The sequence below is a fragment of the Streptomyces sp. NPDC001606 genome (assembly GCF_053596835.1).
In genome coordinates this window covers 111,253-132,100 of the sequence record NZ_JBSFHC010000007.1, presented here as the reverse complement: position 1 = coordinate 132,100, position 20,848 = coordinate 111,253, and the positions used below count along the sequence as shown (strand labels likewise).

The following is a 20,848-nucleotide window of genomic DNA, read 5'->3' as shown; positions in this document are numbered from 1 at the left end:
GGTTACTGTGCAGTCCCTTGACGGAAAGAAACTTCCCGGCTATTGCTGACCCCTCGGAAGTTTCCTTCAGCGGTTCTCCTCTGGAAGGAGCGCACGTGCCCGACACCAGCACGGGAAACACGGGAAGCGCGGGAAACGCGGGAAACGCGGGAGACAGTGCGGGGCCGTCCAGACGGTCCGTGCTCGCCGCCACCGCGAGCCTCACCGCCGGCCTCACCTCCGCCCTCGCCCTGCCGGCCGCCGCCGCCCCAAGCGACTCCGGCCCCGCCGACGACCGCCGGCTGCGCGCCCTGATCTCCCGCATGACGCTGGAGGAGAAGGTCGGCCAGCTCTTCGTGATGCGGGTCTACGGCCACTCCGCCACCGCCCCCGACCAGGCCGACATCGACGCCAACCTCAAGGAGATCGGCGTCCGCACCGCCGCCGAGCTGATCGCGCGCTACCGGGTCGGCGGCATCATCTACTTCACCTGGGCCCACAACACCCGCGACCCGCACCAGATCGCCGACCTGTCCAACGGCATCCAGCGGGCGTCCCTGGAGCAGCCGCGCGGTCTGCCGGTGCTCATCGCCACCGACCAGGAGCACGGCGCCGTCTGCCGGATCGGCGCGCCCGCCACGCTGTTCCCCGGCGCGATGGCCGTGGGCGCCGGGGGCTCCCGGGCCGACGCCCGCACCCTCGGCCGGATCTCCGGGGCCGAGCTGCGCGCGATGGGCGTCAACCAGGACTACTCCCCCGACGCCGACGTCAACGTCAACCCGGCCAACCCGATCATCGGGGTGCGCTCCTTCGGCGCCGACCCGGACGCGGTGGCGGAGCTGGTGGCGGCCGAGGTGCGGGGCTACCAGGCGTCCGGTGTGGCGGCGACCGCCAAGCACTTCCCGGGCCACGGCGACACCGCCGTGGACAGCCACACCGGCTTCCCCGTCATCACGCACAGCCGGGAGCTGTGGGAGAAGCTGGACGCCGTGCCGTTCCGGGCCGCGATCGCGGCGGGCATCGACTCGATCATGACGGCGCACATCCAGTTCCCGGCCCTGGACGACTCCGGCGACCCGGCCACCCTCTCTCCGGCGATCCTCAGCGGCATCCTGCGCGGTGAACTCGGCTACGACGGCGTGGTGATCACCGACTCGCTCGGCATGGAGGGGGTGCGCACCAAGTACGGCGACGACCGGGTGCCGGTGCTCGCCCTGAAGGCCGGCGTCGACCAGTTGCTCAACCCGCCCTCGCTCGACGTGGCCTGGCATGCCGTACTGGCGGCGGTCCGGGGCGGCGAGCTGACCGAGTCCCGCCTCGATGAATCGATCCTGCGCATTCTGCGGCTCAAGGCCCGCCTCGGGCTTCTGGACCGGCCCTACACCACCCGGGCCGAGGTCGACCGCACGGTGGGCATCGCGTCCCACCGGGCCGCCGCCGACCGGATCGCCGAACGGACCACGACCCTGCTGGTCAACGAGGACGGCATGCTGCCCTTCACGCCCCGCACCGCACGCCGGATCCTGGTCGTGGGCGCCGATCCCGCCTCCCCGTCCGGCACCACCGGGCCGCCCACCGCGGTCCTCGCCGCCGCCCTCACCGGGCTGGGCTTCACCGCCACGGCCCACCCCACCGGCACCGCGCCCACGGACGCGGTGATCGCCCAGGCGGTCGCCGCCGCGCGGGACGCGGACGCGGTGGTCGTCGCGACGTACAACGTGACGGCGGGCAGCACTCAGCGGACCCTGGTACGGCAACTCCTCGGCACCGGACGGCCGGTGGCGGCGCTCGCCGTCCGCAACCCCTACGACGTGGCCCAACTCCCCGAAGTGAAGGGTTACTTGGCCAGCTACTGCTGGACGGACACGGAACTGCGGGCCGCCGCACGGGTGATCGCCGGACAGGTCGCGCCGCGCGGGAAGCTGCCGGTGCCGGTGGTCCGGGCGGACGATCCCGCGCAGGTGCTGTACCCGATCGGGCACGGGCTGACGTACCCGTCGTACGCAACGCACCAGGGCTGACCCCACCCGACAGGGGGAAAGCCGCCCGCAGTGCTGGCGTGGCCGCGCGGCCAGGGGTCACGCTGGGCGGGGGGTCTTTCGATGAGGGGTGCCGTACGGACGACCGTACTCCCGGCCGTGCTCGCGGCCGTGCTCGCCGTCGTACTCGCCGCCTGGCTGCTGACCGGCTGCCGGGGGCCGGCGGACGCCCCGGTGGGCAGCGCCCGCCCGGCCCCGGGCGCGGCCGGCGGACCCGGCGGCGTGTTCCTGGGCGTCGGAGCGTGCAGCTCCTTCGGCACGGCCGACGTCACCGAGGTGCCCTGCACCAGCGAGCGGGCCGCGGCCCGGGTCCTCGCCCGCTACGAGGGCGCCGCCGCCGACGGCCCGCTGTGCCCGCAGGCCACCGACTACGTGCTGCACATCGGCGCGCAGCGGGGCACCGGCGACGCCGCCGTCCCGCCGGGCTACGCCTGCATGCGCGCCCTGGAGCCCCCGCACCCCGGCGACCCGGGCGGCGGGGGCGGGCCGCGCACCGTCCCCGGCGACTGCGTCTACACCTCCGGCGCGGGCCAGGTCCGGGAGACCGCCTGCGACGGCACGGGCCGGCAGCGGCCCCAGTACCGGATCACCCGTGCGGTACCGGACCGCTCCGCGTGCCCCGCGACGACGGTCCTGTACGTCCAGCTGGGCGGCCGGAACCCGGTGGGCTGCGCGCGCCGCCTGTGAGGTACGGCTGTACGACGCTGAGGTACGGCCGTACGGCGCACTCCCGACTGCGGCATATGCCGGGGTCGGTGATGCTGGCCGGAGTCGGCACGCCCGTGGACGTGGAGGAGGCGGCATCGTGGCATCCGTGACCCGGATTCCGCTGGAAGGCGGGGGCTACGTGCTCTTCGAGGCACCGCCCGGGGTGGAGGGCCCGGTGAAGGCCGGGCGGTTCGGCGACGCCGTACAGGAGCTGCCGGGCACCCTCCAGTCCGCGCTGGAGCCGGTCACGGACGCGGCCCAGGGGGCGCTGGAACAGCTGCGCAGGGCCCGGCCCGACGAGATCAGGCTCCAGTTCGGTGTGGACCTGTCGGTGGCGGCCGGCGCGATGATCACCAAGGGGGAGGCCGGGTGCCACCTCCGCGTCACCGTGATCTGGTTCAACGGAGACGCGTGACGCCATGAGCGCGGGAAGCGAGATCGGCAGCTCCGCGGACCTGCCCGCCGCGGTGGCGCAGCTGCTGGCCGCCGACGGGCGGGTGGCGGGTGCGGGCTTCCTGGTGGCCGAGGACACGCTAATCAGCTGCGCGCATGTCGTCGAGGCCGCGGGGAGCGGACCCGGCGAGGCGGTGCGGATGGCGTTCCCGCACGTGCCCAGCGCGGGGGTGGTGACCGGGCTGGTCCTGGAGGAACTCTGGCGCGCCCCTTCGGCGGAGGACATCGCCGTGGTCCGGCTGGCCGGGCCGGTGCCGGGCACCCGCACGGTGGCGCTGGGCTCCGCGGCAGGCTGCCAGGGGCACGAGGTGGTCTCCTACGGTTTCCCGAGCCAGGCGTTCCGCGGCGGCCACTTCGGCTCCGGCATCGCGGGAAATCTGCTGCCGGTGTCCGAGGACGTCGGTACGGTGCTCCAGCTGACCGGCGCGAACGACCTGACCACCGGTTTCAGCGGCGGCCCGGTCCTCGACGAGCGGACCGGCCTCGTCATCGGCATGCTCACCGGGATCACCGCCCCGGACCCATTCGACCGGGGCCAGGGCATCGCCTATGTCACCCCGGCGGAAACGCTCCGGCGGGTGATGCCGGAACTGGCGGAGCGCGCGGTGTGCCCGTACCGGGGGCTGGAACCGTTCACCGCGGAGCACACGCGCTGGTTCCAGGGGCGCGGCGACGCGGTCCGGCAGGTCCTGGCGAACCTCGCCGCGCAACGCCGCCTCACCCTCCTCCTCGGCCCCTCCGGCTCCGGCAAGTCCTCACTGGTCCAGGCGGGCGTGCTGCCGGCGCTGGCGGAGGGCGCGGTGCCGGGCAGCGACCGGTGGCTGCCGGTGCTGGCCCGGCCCCGGCACGACCTGCCGGCCGAGATCGAGAGTGCGGGGCTGCCCGGGGCGGCGACCGAGGGCATCGCGGCGGCCGCCAACCGCAGACTCGCCGCCGAGGGCGAGCACCACCGGGTGCTGCTGGTCATCGACCAGCTGGAGGAACTCCTGGTGCAGAGCGGCAACGGCCGGCTGCGGGCGGTCATCGACGAGATCACCACGCTCGCCGACGCCTACACCAAGCTCACCGTCATCCTGATCATGCGGGACGACTTCTACCCGCACCTCGCGGCCCTCGCCCCGCAGTTGCTCGAGGCCGCGATGCCGGGGCTGCTCAATGTGCCGGGCACCCTCAGCCGGCAGGACCTGCACGACATCATCACGCTGCCCGCCCGGGACGTCGGGCTGCGCTTCCAGCCGGGCCTGCCGGAACAGATCATCGGCGACGTCCTGGCGATCAGCCCCGAGGCGACGGTGACGTCCCAGGCGCCGGTCACCGTGCTGCCCCTGCTGGAGATGGCCCTCAGCCAGCTGTGGCTGCGGCGGGAGAACGGCTTCCTCACCCATGAGGCGTACCAGCGCATCGGGGCGGTGAGCGGCTCCCTGACCACCTGGTGCGACGAAGCCCTCGCCGAGTTGTCCCCCGAGCAGCAGTCGATCGCCCGCCGCGCGCTCACCTCGCTGGTGCGCCCGACCGACCCCAGCCACCATGTCAGCGCGGTACGCACCCAGGTGCCGCTCGACGAGCTGCGGGCCCTGGCGGCCGACCCGGGCAGGGCGCCCGACGCGGAGCAGCGGGCCGTGAACGACGTCCTCTCCGTGCTGACCCGGCACCGCATCATCACCACCCAGACACTGCCCACCGCGCAGGCCCCCGGCGCGCCGCCCGGGGAAGCGGTGGCCGAACTGACCCACGAGGCGCTCATCCGGGACTGGGGTGCGCTGCGCAGGTGGGTGGACCAGGACCGCCGCTTCCAGGAGTGGCTCGAACGCGCCCGGGAGCGACGCGCCGCCTGGGCCGAGCAGCGCAACCCCGGCGACCTGCTCGGCGGAACGGCCCTCGCGGAGGGCCTGGACTGGCAGCGGCGCCGGCATCTGCCGGCGGAGATCTCGGAGTACCTCGCGGCCAGCAGGCAGCATCAGCAGGCGGTGATCAGGAGGAGCAGGCGGCTGAACGCGATTCTGGCGGGGGTGCTGGTGGTTGCGTTGCTCGCGGGGGTGGTGGCGGTGTTGCAGTGGCGCGGGTCCGTCGGGGCGCGGGAGGAGGCGCTGTCGCAGCGGCTCGTCACGCAGGCCACCACACTCCTCGGATCCAAGCCGGAACTGGCCTCCCTGCTGGCCATCGAGGCGTACCGCACGCACCCGACGCCATTGGCCAAAGCGCTCCTGCAGACGGCTGCGACTCTCCCGCACAACAGGCACTTCACCGGCCACGCCGATGAAGTGACCGCAGTGGCGTTCAGCCCGAACGGCCGCAGCATCGCCACCGCCAGCGCCGACGAGACGGTGCGCCTCTGGGATGTGAGCACCGGAAAGACGCTCAGAAAGCTGACCGGACACACCGACACCGTGAACTCGGTGGCCTTCAGCCCCGACGGCCGCACCCTCGCCTCCGCCAGCGCTGACAAGACAGTGCGCCTCTGGGACCCCGTCACGGGAGCCTTCCGCCTCGCTCTTCATGGCCATACCAAGGGAGTGAAGTGGGTGGCCTTCAGCCCCGACAGCCAGTCCGTGGCCACCGCCAGTGACGACAAGACGGCACGCCTGTGGGACGTCACCACCGGGAAGCACAGCAGAACAATGACCGGACACACCGAAACCGTGGAGTCGGTCGCCTTCAGCCCCGACGGCCACACCCTCGCCACCGCCAGTGACGACAAGACGGCACGCCTGTGGGACGTCACCACCGGGAAGCACAGCAGAACACTGACCGGACACACCGGCGCCGTGACCTCCGTGGCCTTCAGCCCCGACGGCCGCACCCTCGCCACCGCCAGCACCGACGAGACAGCACGCCTGTGGGACGTCCGTACAGGTCAGGCCGGCAGAACACTGACCGGATTCAACGATGCCTTGTGGACTGTGGCGTTCAGCCCCGACGGCCGCACCCTCGCCACCACCAGCGCCGACCACACCACACGCCTATGGGACCCGGCCACCGGCGCGCTACGCACCACACTCGTCGGACACACCGGCGTGGTGTACGCCGCGGTCTTCAGCCCCGATGGCCGAACCCTCGCCACCGCCAGCGCCGACCGCACGGCACGCTTGTGGGACTTGGGCCCGAGTGCGGTCCGTGCCATTTTGACCGGGCACACCGACTGGGTGAGGTCCGTGGCATTCAGTCCGGACGGCCACACCCTCGCGACCAGCAGCGACGACGAGACGGTGCGGCTGTGGAACATGGCCACCGGAAAGACCCGCGCGATACTGAACGGACACACCGACACCGTGACCTCGGCGGCCTTCAGCCCCGACGGCCACACCCTCGCCACCGCCAGCGCCGACAACACCGCCCGACTGTGGGACACCGCCACTGGAAAGTTCCTCAGAAAGCTGGCCGGACACACCGACACGCTGAACTCGGTGGCCTTCAGCCCCGACAGCGGCACCGTCGCCACCGCCAGCGCCGACAACACCGTACGGCTGTGGGACACCGCCACCGGAAAGACCCGCGCGACACTGAACGGACACACGGACACCGTGGAGTCGGTGGCCTTCAGCCCCGACGGCCGCACCCTCGCCAGCGGCAGCGACGACACCACCGTACGGCTGTGGGACACCGCCACCGGACAGAGCCGCGCGACACTGACCGGACACAGCGATGTGGTGGAGGCTGTGGCCTTCAGCCCCGACGGCCGCACCCTCGCCTCCGCCAGCAACGATTTCACCGTGCGGCTGTGGGACACATCGACCCGTCAGATGCGTACCGCCCTGGTGGGACACACCGGCAACGTCATGGCAGTGGCCTTCAGCCCCGACGGCCGTACCCTCGCCACCGGCAGCGCCGACTCCTTCGCACGCCTCTGGGACGTCAAGACCGGCGCACCACGAATCTTCCTGTTCGGGCACACCGACTGGGTGAGCGGGGTGGCCTTCAGCCCGGACGGCCGCACCCTCGCCACCGCCAGCGGTGACCATACGACACGACTGTGGAACACCGTGCTCCCTGAGCCGTCCACCGCAGTCCGCGACGTGTGCCGAGGCGTCAGCCGCGACCTCACCCAGGAAGAGCGTGCGACGTATCTGCGTGGCTACCACGTAGGCCACGTCTGCCCCACCCACCCCTGACGGGCACCCTCAACACAGAATCCACCCCGAGCTAGCCCCCTGCCCCGCCACCGCCCCCGTCACCCACACGCAGCGGTGGCCGGCGTGGACGTCGACCGGGCCGGCCTGGTAGCGGAAGGTGCCCTTGTCGACGACCGGGCGGCTGCCGCGGGCCTGGATGCTGACCGACATCGGGCGTCTGGCGCCGACGGACTTGGGGATGGTGACGGCGCAGACGAAGGCGTTGTGACGGTAGATGTGCACCGCGCCGGTCCGGAAGCTCAGGGTCCGCACCTCGTGCCCGGCGCAGGTGCCGCCGCCCGAGGCCTGCGCGGTCGCGGGTACCGCGAGCGCGAGCGCTCCGGACGCGGCCAGCACGGTCGCACCCAGCGCGAGGCGCCGGCGTATCGCACCACTGTCCACTGTCGTCCTCCCCGTACCTCGGCCCTGTGTCCCAGGACCGTACTGATGTACGGACGCACGACATGTGTCGACGGTTGCACGGGCGTCAGCACGGGTCACCCGTGCACGCCCACCGGCGCCTCCGGCTCGGCCTGGCCGACGAAGGTGCGCCACAGCTCGGCGTACCGGCCGCCGCGGGCGAGGAGTTCCTCGTGGGTGCCGTCCTCCGCGACCCGGCCGTGGTCCATGACGACGACCCGGTCGGCGCGGGCGGCGGTGGTGAGGCGGTGGGCCACCACCAGGGTGGTACGGCGGCCCGCCAGCCGGTCGGTGGCCTGGTTGACCTGGGCCTCGGTGGCGAGGTCGAGGGCGGCCGTGGCCTCGTCCAGCAGCAGGATGTCGGGGTCGACCAGTTCGGCGCGGGCGAGGGCGATCAGCTGGCGCTGGCCCGCCGAGAGGTTGCGGCCGCGCTCGGCGACCTCGTGCAGGTAGCCGCCCTCGAGGGTGGCGATCATCTCGTGCGCGCCGACCGCCCGCGCCGCTGCCTCCACCTCCGCGTCGGTGGCGTCGGGGCGGCCGTAGGCGATGGCGTCGCGGACCGTGCCGGGGAAGAGGTACGCCTCCTGGGGGACGACGCCGAGGCGGTGGCGGTACGAGGTGAGGTCCAGGGTGCGCAGATCGGCGCCGTCGGCCGTGACCCGGCCGGAGGTGGGGTCGTAGTAGCGGGCCACCAGCTTGACGAGGGTCGACTTTCCGGCGCCCGTCTCGCCGACGAAGGCCACCGTCTGGCCGGCCGGGATCCTCAGGTCGATGCCGCTCAGCGCCTCCTCGTCCGCGCCGTAGGAGAAGTGCACGTCCTCGAAGGTGATGTCGCCGCGCAGGGACCGCACCTCCCGCGGCTCCTCGGCGGTCCCGGTGGAGGCCGGCTCGCGCAGCAGCTCCTGGATGCGGCCCAGGGAGACGGTGGCCTGCTGGTAGCCGTCGAAGACCTGGGACAGCTGCTGGACGGGGGCGAAGAAGAGGTCGATGTACAGGAGGTAGGCGACCAGAGCGCCGGTGGTCAGGGTGGCCGCCTCGACCCGGCTCGCGCCGGCGATCAGCACGGACGCCGAGGCCACCGAGGACAGCAGCTGGACGAAGGGGAAGTAGATGGATATCAGCCACTGGCCGCGGATGCGGGCGGAGCGGTAGTCGGCGCTGCGCTCGGCGAAGCGCCGGGCGCCGTCCCGCTCCCGCCGGAAGGCCTGCACGATCCGCAGCCCGGACACGGACTCCTGGAGGTCGGCGTTGACCGCGGAGACCCGCTCGCGGGCCAGCTCGTACGCCTTCACGCTCGCCCGGCGGAAGAAGAAGGTGGCCACGACCAGCGGGGGCAGCGTCGCGAAGACGACCAGGGCCAGCTGTACGTCGATCACCAGCAGGGCGACCATGATGCCGAAGAAGGTGACGACCGAGACGAACGCGGTGACCAGGCCGGTCTGGAGGAAGGTGGACAGCGCGTCGACGTCCGTGGTCATCCGGGTCATGATCCGGCCGGTCAGCTCGCGCTCGTAGTAGTCGAGGCCGAGCCGCTGGAGCTGGGCGAAGATCTTCAGCCGGAGCGCGTACAGGACGCGTTCGCCGGTGCGGCCGGTCATCCGGGTCTCGCCGACCTGCGCCGCCCACTGCACCACGACCGTGCCCAGGCCCAGCAGGGCCGCCGTCCAGACCGCGCCCAGCGCCAGCTTGCTGACGCCCTGGTCGATGCCGTGCCGGATCAGCACCGGCAGCAGCAGGCCGGCGCCCGCGTCCGCCGCGACCAGCAGCAGGCTGACCAGCAGGGGCAGGCCGAAGCCGTGCAGCAGCCGGCGCAGGCCGTAGGAGTCCTCGGGGCGGACCGCGCGGGCCTCGTCTATGTCTGGGGTGTCGGTGGCCGGGGGCAGCGCCGCCACCTGGGCGAGCAGCTCGGGCGTGGCCGGGGTGCCGCTGAGCGCCTGGTCCTTGGGCTCCCGGTCGCCGGTCCACAGCCTCGGGGTGACGCCCCGCTCGGCGTCGAACTCGGCGTCCAGCTCGGCGCGGACGCTGGTGTCCTCCGCCGGCACCGCGGGTTCGGGATGGCCCGGGGAGACCCCGCCCAGCTCGTCCGGGTCGGTGAGCAGCCGCCGGTAGAGCGCCGAGCGCTGCTGGAGTTCCTCGTGCGTGCCCAGGTCGGCGAGGCGGCCGCCGTCGAGTACGGCGATCCGGTCGGCGAGGTTGAGGGTGGAGCGGCGATGGGCGATGAGGAGGGTCGTACGGCCCTCCATCACCCCTGCGAGGGCCTCGTGGATCTCGTGCTCCACGCGGGCGTCGACCGCCGAGGTGGCGTCGTCCAGGACGAGCAGCCGGGGGTCGGTGAGCAGGGCGCGGGCGAGCGCGATGCGCTGGCGCTGGCCGCCGGAGAGGGTCAGGCCGTGTTCGCCGACCTTGGTGTCGTAGCCGTCCGGAAGCTCCCGGACGAATCCGTCGGCCTGGGCGGCGCGGGCGGCGGCCTCGATCTCCTCCTGGGTGGCGTCCGGGCGGCCGTAGGCGATGTTGTTGCGGACGGTGTCGGAGAAGAGGAAGGAGTCCTCGGGGACCAGGCCGATCGCGGCCCGCAGGGAGTCCAGGGTCAGCTCGCGGACGTCGTGGCCGCCGATCAGGACGGCGCCGCGGGTGACGTCGTAGAAGCGCGGCAGGAGCAGGGAGAGGGTGGACTTGCCGGAGCCGGAGGAGCCGACGACGGCGAGGGTCTCACCCGGGCGTATCTCGAAGCTGAGGCCCTTGAGGACGGGGCGCTCGTCGTCGTAGCCGAAGGAGACGTCGTCGAACTCGACCGTCGCGGGGGCGTCGGCGGGCAGCGTCTTGGTGCCCTCCTTCAGCGTCGGCTCGGTGTCGATCAGCTCCAGCACCCGCTCGGTGCCGGCCCGGGCCTGCTGGCCCACGGTGAGGACCATCGCCAGCATGCGGACCGGGCCGACCAGCTGGGCGAGGTAGGTGGAGAAGGCGACGAAGGTGCCGAGGGTGATGTGCCCGCGCACGGCCAGCCAGCCGCCGAGGGCCAGCATGGCGACCTGGCCGAGCGCCGGGACCGCCTGGAGGGCCGGGGTGTAGACGCTGTTCAGCCGTATCGTGCGCAGGCGCCCGGCGAAGAGGCGGCGGCCGACCTCGCGCAGCTTCTGCGTCTCCTGCTCCTCCTGCCCGAAGCCCTTCACCACGCGGACGCCGCTCACCGCGCCGTCGACCACGCCCGCCACGGCGGCGGCCTGGGCCTGGGCGTACCAGGTGGCGGGGTGCAGCCGGGTGCGGCTGCGCCGGGCGATCCAGCCGAGCGCGGGCGCGACGGCGAGGGCGACCAGGGTCAGCGGCAGCGAGAGATACGCCATGATCGCCAGGGAGATCAGGAAGAGCAGGACGTTCCCGATGGTCATCGGGAGCATGAAGAGCAGGCCCTGGATCAGCTGGAGGTCGCTGGTGGCCCGGCCGACGACCTGGCCGGTGGAGAGTTCGTCCTGGCGGCGGCCGTCGAGGCGGGTGATCGTGCCGTACATCTCGGTCCGCAGGTCGTGCTGGACGTCGAGGGCGAGACGGCCGCCGTAGTAGCGGCGTATGTAGGTGGAGGCGTAGACGAGGACGGCGGCGCCGACGAGGGCGCCGGCCCAGGGGGCCATGGAGCGGGTGTGGGCGCCGATGACGTCGTCGATGATCACCTTGGTGATCAGCGGGACCACGGCCATGACGGCCATGCCCGCCAGCGAGGAGCCGAGCGCCAGGACGACGTCCTTCGGATACCGCCAGGCGTAGGCCGCCAGTCGTCGTGCCCATCCCCGTTGCGCTGCCACGCGATGCCCTCCGGTTTTCCGACCTGCTCTACCGGAAGGCACCAACGTCCTCGGGCGGCGATTTCATCCCGCCGTAACAATTCGGGCCCGGGTCAGACCCGCACCCGCAGGTAGTAGAACCTCGTCGTCTGGACCGGGTTCTGGTTGTCGTCGCTGACCAGGAGGACCTTCAGCCGTCCGGTGCGGTCGCGGCCCGTGACCGTCATGCCCTCGATGTTGTCCAGGAGGGGGTTCGGCTGGGGCTGCTTGGCGGTGGCGCCCAGGGACGGGCAGTCGGCGATGTCGGTCAGCAGGGTCTTCCCGGCCGGCCGGACATCGCTCTGGCCGGTGAGGGTGTCGATGCCGCTGGTGTCGGTGGCGTGGCGCAGGTCGGCCAGGTAGAGGCGGACGGTGTTGCCGACGCCGGGGGTGAAGCCGCGCTCCAGGACCAGCAGGCGGCCGCCGGGCAGGGCCTGCACCTCGGGGACGCCGAGGCCGGGGTCGGTGCGGTAGGCGTACTGGGCCGCGAGCCGGAAGTGGTCGTCCGGGGTGCGCCGCCAGGTCTGGAGGCGGACGATCCCGGCCGAGTCCCCGGAGATCGCGTACTCCATGGAGGCCAGCAGGGTGTGTCCGCCGGGCAGCAGGGTCAGGCCTTCGAAGGTCTGGTTGGCGGTGGCGCGGCCGGCCGGGGCGACCAGCAGGGAGGAGGGGACGGGGAGGCGGTCGAGGAGGGTGCCGTCGGCGGCGTAGCGGCGCACGGACGGCTCGTTCTCGGAGGTGATGAGCCGGGTGCCGTCCCTGTCTATGACCAGGCCCTCGGAGTCGAGGTCGGCGCCCTGCTCGTCGGCGAGGTGGACGACGCGCCTCGGCTGGAGGGTGTCCGGGTCCAGGTCGAAGAGGGAGGAACGGTCCTCCAGGGCCGCGAGCGAGCCGTCCCGGTCCGTCGCGAGGGCGGAGAAGTTGCCGGCGAACGTGCCGTCGTACGTCGTCTTGTCGAGCGCGTCGGAGAAGCGGTCGAGGGAGACGGACGGCGAACAGGCGTGGTTCTCCGGGGTGTTGGCACTGGCGGGCCCGGCGGCGGTCAGGCAGGTGGCCGCCGCCAGGCCGGCGGTGACGGTGGCGAGCAAGGTTCTCAGGCGCATGGTCGCCACCGTAGATCCGGAAGGTGACCTTCGGGAGGCCGCGGCGAGAACGCCGCCCCGGCCGGCCTCCCGTCGGCCGGGGTGTGTCAGCCCTGCGGCGGCACCGCGACGAAGGCCTCGCGCGGGGTGCCGGTCGGGGTGAAGACCGCCGTGCCGGGGGTGGTCGGCACCAGGTCCTTGTGGATGGCCCTGGCGACGTTCTGGATGGTGGCGACGCCGTAGTCCATGGTGCTGTTGTCCTGGGTCAGCACCGAGATCATGTAGTCGTGGCCGGCGCCGTTGAAGGTGCCGAGGCTGTGCACCCGCCAGCCGTGCGTGGAGCGCTGGAGCCAGCCGTTCTTGACGTGCACGTGGACAGAGGAGGGCGCTCCGGCCGGGGTGCCCCAGCGCTGGTCGGACTCGACCTGGCCCATCAGCTTCAGGATGTAGGCGCGGGCGTTGTCGCTCAGCACGCTGTTCTTGGCGGTGACGAGCTGGAGCAGCTTCTGCTCGTCGGTGATGTTCTCCTGGGTCAGGCCCCAGTAGCCGTCCGCGCCCGGCACCGTCTTGGTCATGCCGGCGGCGGCGAGGAAGCCCTTGATCTTGGTCAGGCCGAGCTGCTTCCAGAGCTTGCTGGTCGCGGCGTTGTCGGACTGGGTGATCATGGCCGTGGCGAGCGACTGCTCGGTGCTCGTCAGGTAGCGGTTGTGCTTCTTGGCGTCCCACAGCAGCGTGGCGAGGACGGTCACCTTGACCGTGCTGGCCGAGTCGTAGGAGCTGGTGGCCCGCAGCGTGCAGGTGGTCTTGGTGGAGCGGTCGTACACGCCGAGGCCGACCGTGCTCTTGCGGTTCGCGAGGGCGGCGGTGATGTCCTTCTGGAGCTTGGCCGCCAGGCCCGCCTTGGCGGAGGTGCAGCTGACGGCGGGCGAGGTGGCCGCGGCCGGGGTGGCGGCGGCCACGGCCGGGACGAACAGCGCGGCGCCGAGGGCGGCGGCCAGCGCGCGGCCGGATATCCGGTGTCGCATGAAGAGGTTCCCCCTTGAAGCTCGTACGGGCGTTCCGCTGAACGCCGTCGGCGCGGTCGTGCGCGCCCACTGATGGGACTCGCAGGTACGGCCGCGAGTTGTACGCATGTTCGCAGGGGCCGGAGTTCGAACAGCGGCGGGGGTGGCAATGCTTCCGTCATGCCGGAGATGAGTGAGAGTCAGGTAAGGCGTTCCGGGCGGCTGTTCGCGGCGGTGGCGGTGTTGCGGCTGCTCGCGAACCCGGGGGTACGGCTGCCCGGCCCGGACGCCTTCCAGGGACCTCGGCTGGGCTGCGGCCCGAACGGCGGTGGCGGCGACGTCGGTTCCGCGGTCACCGCCTGGGTGCAGAAGCACGGGACGACGGTGAAGGCGACCCGCGTCCCCGCTACCGGTCCGGGCCGAAGCAGTGCCGCTCGCCCGCCCGGACCAGGCAGGCCCGGACCCCGGCCAGGTCGGAGCGGGACGCGGCGACCATCGGGGTGGACAGCGAGTCCTTCGCGTCCCACCGGTCCCTGACCTCGATCCGCGCCGGGGCGTGATGCGGTACGAGGATCTCCGCCCGGTCCCCCACCTGCCCGAGGTCGATCCGCACCCACACCGCGCCACAGGCGCTGCTGTGCCGGATCTTGACCACGGTCGGCCCGGAGAAGCTCTGCCGGGCGACGGTCAGGGGCACCGGGTCGGCTCCGCAGCCATATGTCTCGGGGTCCTTGCCGGTGCAGCCGCCGCCGTGGCAGGACTTCGCGGCCGGCCAGGGGGGCGCGGGCGCCGAGGGCGTGGTGCGCGGCCCCGGTCCGGCGGCCCCGCCGAAGGCGCCGGTGACCGCCAGCGGCACCACCACCCCGGCCACCGCGAGCCCGCCGACGACCCCGGCGAGCAGACGCCGGCGGGCGGGCCCGGCACCCTCGGCCGGCTGCGGCCCCGGCTCCCGTGGCGGCCGGGGCCGTGGCTCGGCCGGGGCGGGCGACGGCGGGCCGGGCCGGCGGCCGACCGCCGCGCGCCCGCTCGACACCGCGTCGGCCAGTTCCCACAGGGCGAGCGGCCGCCCCGGGTCCGCGCCCGCCAGTGCGCACAGTGCCGCGACGGCCTGCCGGGGCGGCAGGGTCGCGCCGCTCAGATAGCGGTCCCAGGAGGACTTGCTGTACGGGGTCTTCGCGGCCAGCGCGGCCAGGCTCAGCCCGGTTCCGGCACGCAGCGCGCGCAGCGCCTCGGCCAGCCGCTCGCGCTCCACCGCCCGCTCGCCGGGGCTCATTTGCGCAGCACCCCCCAGGTGTCCTCGCCGATGATCCCGTCCACGCGCAGGTGCGCCCGGTCCTGCATCCGCTCCACCGCGCGCTCGGTGCGGGAGCCGAACATGCCGTCCGCGATCCCCGGTGAGATGCCGTGGTGGCGCAGCAGGCACTGGGCCTCGACGACGGACCAGGTCGCCGAACCGGTGCCGATCAGAGCGACCCTGGTGCCGCTGTACCCGGCGTGGAGGAGGCCGTCCGCGCCGCGCCGCACAGGGCAGGGGTGGTCCTTGCCCGGGCGGAACACGAACGCGCCGTGTGCCTCCGCCGGATCCGTGGGCGAGGCCGTGGCGGTCGCCGAGACCGGCCGCTCGTCGGTGCGCTCCCGCCGGGCCGCCCAGGGCGCGGCGACCAGCAGCGCGATCAAGGCCGCGGCGAGCAGGACCGCCGCCAGGACGGTGGCGAGCATCCTCCCCCGGCCGGGCCGGCCCCCGCGCGGCACCGCCCCGAACTCCCCCTCCGGGACTTCCTGTTGCGGTGCCCGCTCTTCCTGCGTGTCCGTCGCCCGGCCCGCCGCCACGGCCACCTCGTGCAGGGCCAGCAGCCGGGCGGGGTCCACGTCGCAGGCGCGGGCCAGTGCCGCGACGGCCTGCTGCGGCGGCAGCGAACGGCCGTTGAGATAGCGGTCCCAGGAGGCGCGGCTGTAGCCGGTGCGCACGGCCAGCGCCTGGAGTCCGAGACCGCTGTGGTCCTTGATCCGCCGCATATGGGCGACGAGTTGCCGCACGCGCGGATCGAGCGAGTCCGGCAGCTGCTTCCAACGAGACATGATTCCCCCAGATGCCCATGCCTGTTGCCACTCCCCGACGAGGATGCCCCGCCGGGCGCCGGTGGTTGCGGGCCGGGCCGGGCGAGCGCACGGTTTCGGCCGCCCGCCGGGCGTCCGCCGGGCGGCCGGCCGTCCCGCCGGTGCCTCAGGGCGCGGGGCGTCCCCGCAGGTCGGGGGGTGGGACGTCCCGTGGGTGCGGCACCTTGCCGAAGGGTCTGGGCGCGTCCTGGACTCGGCCTGCACTCTCGGTGGTGCAACGACGGATCCGCACCGATCCGCTCGTTGCGACCGATCCCATCGACCCGATACGGGGAGTACCTCATGGCCATCAGCGCAACGCGCACGTCCATCGGCATCGGTATCGCGACGCTCGCCCTGCTCGGCGGCACGGCCGGCGGTGTCGCCAGCGCCGCCACCGCCCGGCCCGCCACCGCCGCCCACACCGCCTCGGCGAGCACGGCCGCCTCGCACCAGTGCGTCTACAAGAACGGCTTCGGCTTCTCCTGCGGCTACTACAAGGGCCACGCGACCGTGAAGTACGGCTCGAAGGGCAACGCCGTCCGCGAAGTCCAGGCGATCATCAACCAGACCACCGCCTACAAGCCGAAGCTGACGGTCGACGGCGACTTCGGCACCAAGACCAAGAAGGCCGTCATCTGGTTCCAGCAGACCTTCCACGTCAAGCCGTACGACGGCATCGTCGGCGCGAAGACCTGGAAGGAGCTGCGGCTCAAGTGAGCCGGTCCGGCCCGCGCGGCCGGTGAGACGGCGGCCCGTCTCCCCCGGGGGAGGGACGGGCCGCCGTCGGCGTGCGTGCCGTCAGCCCAGGTGCGTCGGCGCGAACATGCGCAGCACGGCGGGGAGGACGACCACCGAGGGTCCCGGGGAGGCCAGCGCCGCGGCCAGGTCATGCTCCAGCGCCTGGGGGGTCGTACGGACGCCCGGGACGCCGAAGGACTCGGCGAGGGCGACGAAGTCGGGGCGGGCGAGTTCGGTCGCCGTGGTCCGGCCGAAGGCGTCCGTCATGTACTCGCGGAGGATGCCGTAGCCGCCGTCGTCGACGATCAGCCAGGTGACGTCCAGCCCGTACTGCCGGGCCGTCGCCAGCTCCGCGATCGAGTACGCCGCCCCGCCGTCGCCGGAGACCGCGAGCACCGGCCGGGTGGGGTCGGCCACGGCAGCGCCGAGCGCGGCCGGGAAGGCGTAGCCGAGGCCGCCGGCGCCCTGGGCCGAGTGCATGGTGTTGGGGCCGTGCGGGTCGAACGCGGACCAGGCCCAGTAGGACAGGATCGTCATGTCCCAGAAAGACGGGGCACCGGCCGGCAGGGCCCGCCGGACCGCCGTCAACACGTCCTGCTCCAGGGTGAGTTCCTGGTCCGCGAGGCGTCCGGCGACCTTCGCGAGGAGGGTCTTCACCCGCTCCGGTACCGTCGGGTCCGTGCGCTCCTCGACCGTCTCCAGCAGGGCCTGGAGGGCCAGGCGGGCGTCCGCGTGGATGCCGAGGGCGGGGTGGTTGGACTCCAGCTTGCCGAGGTCCGCCTCGATCTGGATCACCCGGCCGCGCGGGGCGAACGTGTGGTAGTTGGAGGAGAGTTCGCCGAGGCCGGAGCCGACGACCAGCAGGACGTCCGCGTCCTCGAGGAAGTCGGTGGTGTGGCGGTCCTCCAGCCAGGACTGGAGCGAGAGCCGGTGCCGCCAGGGGAAGGCGCCCTTGCCGCCGAAGGTGGTGACCACCGGCGCGTCCAGCTTCTCGGCCAGTTGCCGCAGCTTGCCCGAGGCGTCCGCGCGCACCACCCCGCCGCCGGCGATGATCGCCGGACGCCGCGCGTGCGACAGCAGGTGGGCGGCGAGCGCGGTGAGTTCGGGGCGCGGGGGCAGGTCGTCCGGAGTGGCGTCGGGGGCGGTGACCACCGGCAGGGACGCGGGTGCCGCCAGCACGTCCTGGGGGATCTCCACCCACACCGGGCCGTGCGGGGCGGTCAGCGCGGACTTCCAGGCCGCCGCGATCGCGGACGGGATCTGGGACTGCGCGCGGACCGTGTGCACCGACTTCACCACGCCCCGGAAGGAGGCCGCCTGGTCGGGGAGTTCGTGGAGGTAGCCGCGGCGGCCGCCGCCGAGGCCCGCGGTCGGGACCTGGCTGCTGATCGCCAGGACCGGGGCGGAGGCGGCGGCGGCCTCCTGGAGCGCGGCCAGGGAGGTCAGCGCGCCGGGTCCGGTGGACAGCAGCAGCGGGGCGGCCTCGCCGGTGATCCGGCCGTACGCGTCCGCCGCGAACCCGGCGTTGTTCTCCACGCGCAGGCCCACGTAGGTGAGCGACGAGCGGCGCAGGGCGTCGAACATGCCGAGCGCGTGCTGGCCGGGCAGGCCGAAGACGGTCGTCGCGCCGAGCCCGGCCAGGGTTTCCACGACCAGGTCTCCGCCGATGCGCCCGGCCGGCGGGTTCAGGGCGGCGGCCGTCTGCGCCGGGGTGGGGCGGAGTACCAGGTCGTGGTCGTGGGTCACTTGCTCTCGTTCTCCTCGCGGGCCGCCGCGATCTGCCGGGACATGATCGTGGTCAGTTCGTACGCCGTGTGGGAGGCCGCGACCGAGGTGATCTCCGCGTGGTCGTACGCGGGGGCCACCTCGACGACGTCCGCCGACACCAGGTTGCAGGATGCCAGGCCGCGCAGGATCTCCAGCAGCTCGCGGGAGGTCATGCCGCCGGCCTCGGGGGTGCCGGTGCCGGGGGCGTGGGCGGGGTCGAGGCAGTCGATGTCGATGGAGATGTACAGCGGGCGGTCGCCGATGCGCTGGCGCAGCTGGTCGGCGACCTCGTCGGCGCCCCGGCGGTAGATGTCGGCCGAGGTGACGATGCCGAAGCCCATCTTCTCGTCGTCGGTGAGGTCCTGCTTGCCGTAGAGCGGGCCGCGCGTGCCGACGTGCGAGAGGGCGGAGGTGTCGAGGATGCCCTCTTCGACCGCCCGGCGGAACGGGGTGCCGTGCGTGTACTCGGCGCCGAAGTAGGTGTCCCAGGTGTCGAGGTGGGCGTCGAAGTGCAGCAGGGCGACGGGGCCGTGCTTCTTCGCGACGCTGCGCAGCAGGGGCAGGGCGATGGTGTGGTCGCCGCCCAGGGTCATCAGCCGGGCGCCGGTGCCGAGCAGCTCGTCGGCCGCCGCCTCGATGGTCTCCACGGCCTCGTTGATGTTGAAGGGGTTCACGGCGATGTCGCCGCCGTCCGCCACCTGGGCGAGGGCGAAGGGGGAGGCGTCCTGCGCGGGGTTGTAGGGGCGCAGCAGCCGGGAGGCCTCGCGGATGGCGTTGCCGCCGAAGCGGGCGCCGGGCCGGTAGGAGACGCCCGAGTCGAAGGGGACGCCCACGACGGCGACGTCGGCGGTGCCGACCTCGTCCAGGCGGGGCAGCCGGGCGAAGGTGGCGGGGCCGGCGTACCGCGGGATGCGGGAGGAGTCGACGGGACCGCGGGGCGTGCCGTTGCCGTTCATGATGCGCATTCCTTCTTTCTCACGCGGGACCGCTCACGCGGGTGACCGGTATCGACACTAAGTGGCCGGAAAGCGACTGCGAAGTGTACGTTTCCTCCATCTGGAGCGGGTGGGAGTGGAGGAAGCGCACATCATGCCGGAACCGATCACCCCGCCCACCCCGCCGGTCCCGCTGTCGGACCTGCTGGCCCGCGAGGATCTCGCGCTGCGGCAGATCGCGGGCCCGGCCGGGCCGGAGGTGGCGGTCCACTGGGCGCACACCTCGGAGATGGCCGACCCGTACCCGTATCTGCTGGGCGGCGAGCTGCTGCTGACGGCCGGCGTGCACATCCCGTCGGGGGCCGGCGCGGAGATCTTCGACGCCTATGTCTCCCGGATCGTGGCGGCGGGCGGCGCGGCCCTCGGCTTCGGCGTGGCGCCCGTGCACGACACCGTCCCGCCGGCCCTGGTCGCCGCCTGCGACCGGCACGGGCTGCCGCTGCTGGAGGTCCCGCCGCAGACCACCTTCTCCGGTGTGGCCCGGGCGGTGTGGCAGCTGATGGCGCAGGCCCGGCTGGCGGAGCTGCGCCGGGTCACGGAGGCCCAGCAGAGCCTCGCGGCCGCCGCCGCCCGGCCCGACCCCGTCCCCTCGGTGCTGCACCGGCTGGCCCGGCACCTGGGCGGCCGCGCGGTGCTGTACGGCCCCGACGGCGCGGTGATCGCGGCGGCGGGCCGGAAGCCCGCGCGGGAGGCGGCCGACGCCCTCGCCGCGCTGGCGGAGGTCGTACGGCCCTCGGGGGGTACGGCGCCCCGGGCCGCCTCCGCCGCCGACACGGCCGGTGCCACCCGTCTGGCCTGCTACGCCCTGGGCACCGAGGGCGGCTTCGTCCTCGGTGTCGCCACGCCCGGCCAAGGCCCCGGCGACCACACCATCGCCTCCGTCGCCGCCGTGCTGCTGGCCCTGCTCACCGGGGAGCAGCTGAGCGGCAGCGGGGCGGCCCGGTCGGCGGCGCTGGTGCGGGTGCTGCTCGGCGCGGCGCCCGGCGCGGTGGCCCCGCTGCTGGGCCCGGCGCCGTGGCTCGTGGTGCACGCCCGCGCCGAGGCCCAGCCCCCGGACGCGGTGTCCGCCTCCGCCCTGGGGACGGCGCTGGGCTCGCCGCTGGTGGACCTGGCCGGTGACGTCGTACGCGTGCTGGTGCCCGCCGGGCGGGAACCGGAGCCGCAGACCGGCTGGACCCTGGGGGTGAGCGCGGCCGTCGGGCCGGAGGAGTGGCCGGCCGCCGACCGCCAGGCGGCCCGCGCCCTGGCCCGTGCCCGTGCGACCCGCAGCCCCCTGGCCCGGCACCGCGCCCGCCCGACCGTCACCGATCTGGTGCCCCCCGCCGAGGCCGAGGCCCACGCCCGCTCCCTGCTCGCCCCGCTCGCCGGCCGCCCGGAACTCGTCGAGACCCTGCGCACCTGGCTCTCCCTGCACGGCAGTTGGGACCGCACGGCGGTCGCCCTGGACGTACACCGCAACACCGTCCGCCAACGCATCGCCCGCTGCGCGTCCCTCCTGGACACCGACCTGGACGACCCGGACCAGCGCATGGAACTGTGGTTCGCGCTGCGACAGGGCTGAGCACCCGTCACCCGTGCGCGCGCGGCGGCCGTCCCAGCGGGCGATATCCCGGGGACGGGGGGCGGCGGGCTGCCTCAC

General features: G+C 73.5%; 14 protein-coding genes. 6 read left to right on the top strand and 8 right to left on the bottom strand.

Features of this window, described 5'->3' with window-relative positions; genetic code table 11:
* Positions 1–95: 95 nt before the first annotated feature.
* The 4 genes from ACWCV9_RS15870 to ACWCV9_RS15855 all read left to right on the top strand — a co-directional run bounded on the left by ACWCV9_RS15870 (position 96) and on the right by ACWCV9_RS15855 (position 7,288).
* The gene (locus ACWCV9_RS15870; RefSeq protein ID WP_450787092.1) at positions 96–2,000 is read left to right on the top strand and encodes a glycoside hydrolase family 3 protein; all 1,905 of its coding nucleotides are present in this window, start codon (positions 96–98) and stop codon (positions 1,998–2,000) included.
* An 81-nt stretch (positions 2,001–2,081) separates the two neighbouring features.
* A complete protein-coding gene (locus tag ACWCV9_RS15865) occupies positions 2,082–2,705 on the top strand; it encodes a hypothetical protein (RefSeq protein ID WP_450787090.1) in 624 nt (207 codons plus the stop codon).
* A gap of 118 nt (positions 2,706–2,823) precedes the next feature.
* Positions 2,824–3,141, top strand: coding sequence for a CU044_2847 family protein (locus ACWCV9_RS15860; protein WP_450787088.1), 318 nt, complete (start codon positions 2,824–2,826; stop codon positions 3,139–3,141).
* Positions 3,142–3,145: 4 nt separating this feature from the next.
* Complete coding sequence (locus ACWCV9_RS15855; RefSeq protein WP_450787087.1) at positions 3,146–7,288, top strand: nSTAND1 domain-containing NTPase; 4,143 nt, start codon at positions 3,146–3,148, stop codon at positions 7,286–7,288.
* A 9-nt stretch (positions 7,289–7,297) separates the two neighbouring features.
* Here ACWCV9_RS15855 and ACWCV9_RS15850 read toward each other — a convergent pair whose 3' ends face one another.
* The 6 genes from ACWCV9_RS15850 to ACWCV9_RS15825 all read right to left on the bottom strand — a co-directional run bounded on the left by ACWCV9_RS15850 (position 7,298) and on the right by ACWCV9_RS15825 (position 15,688).
* On the bottom strand, positions 7,298–7,690 hold the full coding sequence (locus tag ACWCV9_RS15850) for a hypothetical protein (RefSeq protein ID WP_450787085.1): 393 nt from the start codon (positions 7,688–7,690) through the stop codon (positions 7,298–7,300).
* A gap of 95 nt (positions 7,691–7,785) precedes the next feature.
* Positions 7,786–11,505: an ABC transporter ATP-binding protein gene (locus ACWCV9_RS15845; protein ID WP_450787083.1), complete on the bottom strand. Its 3,720-nt coding sequence runs from the start codon at positions 11,503–11,505 to the stop codon at positions 7,786–7,788.
* A 92-nt stretch (positions 11,506–11,597) separates the two neighbouring features.
* A complete protein-coding gene (locus ACWCV9_RS15840; RefSeq protein ID WP_450787081.1) occupies positions 11,598–12,626 on the bottom strand; it encodes an esterase-like activity of phytase family protein in 1,029 nt (342 codons plus the stop codon).
* Positions 12,627–12,712: 86 nt separating this feature from the next.
* A complete protein-coding gene (locus ACWCV9_RS15835; RefSeq protein WP_450787079.1) occupies positions 12,713–13,630 on the bottom strand; it encodes a serine hydrolase in 918 nt (305 codons plus the stop codon).
* Positions 13,631–14,015: 385 nt separating this feature from the next.
* Positions 14,016–14,882, bottom strand: a complete 867-nt coding sequence (locus tag ACWCV9_RS15830) for a helix-turn-helix domain-containing protein (protein WP_450787077.1) — start codon at positions 14,880–14,882, stop codon at positions 14,016–14,018.
* A complete protein-coding gene (locus tag ACWCV9_RS15825) occupies positions 14,879–15,688 on the bottom strand; it encodes a helix-turn-helix domain-containing protein (RefSeq protein WP_450787076.1) in 810 nt (269 codons plus the stop codon). Before ACWCV9_RS15825 ends, ACWCV9_RS15830 begins: the two co-directional genes overlap by 4 nt.
* 321 nt (positions 15,689–16,009) lie before the next feature.
* Here ACWCV9_RS15825 and ACWCV9_RS15820 point away from each other — a divergent pair, with 321 nt between their 5' ends.
* Positions 16,010–16,426, top strand: coding sequence for a peptidoglycan-binding domain-containing protein (locus ACWCV9_RS15820; protein ID WP_450787074.1), 417 nt, complete (start codon positions 16,010–16,012; stop codon positions 16,424–16,426).
* A gap of 81 nt (positions 16,427–16,507) precedes the next feature.
* Here the strand turns inward: ACWCV9_RS15820 and ACWCV9_RS15815 are convergent, their stop codons facing one another.
* Complete coding sequence (locus tag ACWCV9_RS15815; RefSeq protein ID WP_450787072.1) at positions 16,508–18,193, bottom strand: thiamine pyrophosphate-binding protein; 1,686 nt, start codon at positions 18,191–18,193, stop codon at positions 16,508–16,510.
* Entirely contained in the window at positions 18,190–19,170 is a 981-nt protein-coding gene (speB, locus tag ACWCV9_RS15810; RefSeq protein WP_450787070.1) for an agmatinase, read from the bottom strand. Before speB ends, ACWCV9_RS15815 begins: the two co-directional genes overlap by 4 nt.
* 133 nt (positions 19,171–19,303) lie before the next feature.
* Here speB and ACWCV9_RS15805 point away from each other — a divergent pair, with 133 nt between their 5' ends.
* On the top strand, positions 19,304–20,770 hold the full coding sequence (locus tag ACWCV9_RS15805) for a PucR family transcriptional regulator ligand-binding domain-containing protein (protein ID WP_450787068.1): 1,467 nt from the start codon (positions 19,304–19,306) through the stop codon (positions 20,768–20,770).
* The last annotated feature ends 78 nt before the right edge of the window (positions 20,771–20,848 follow it).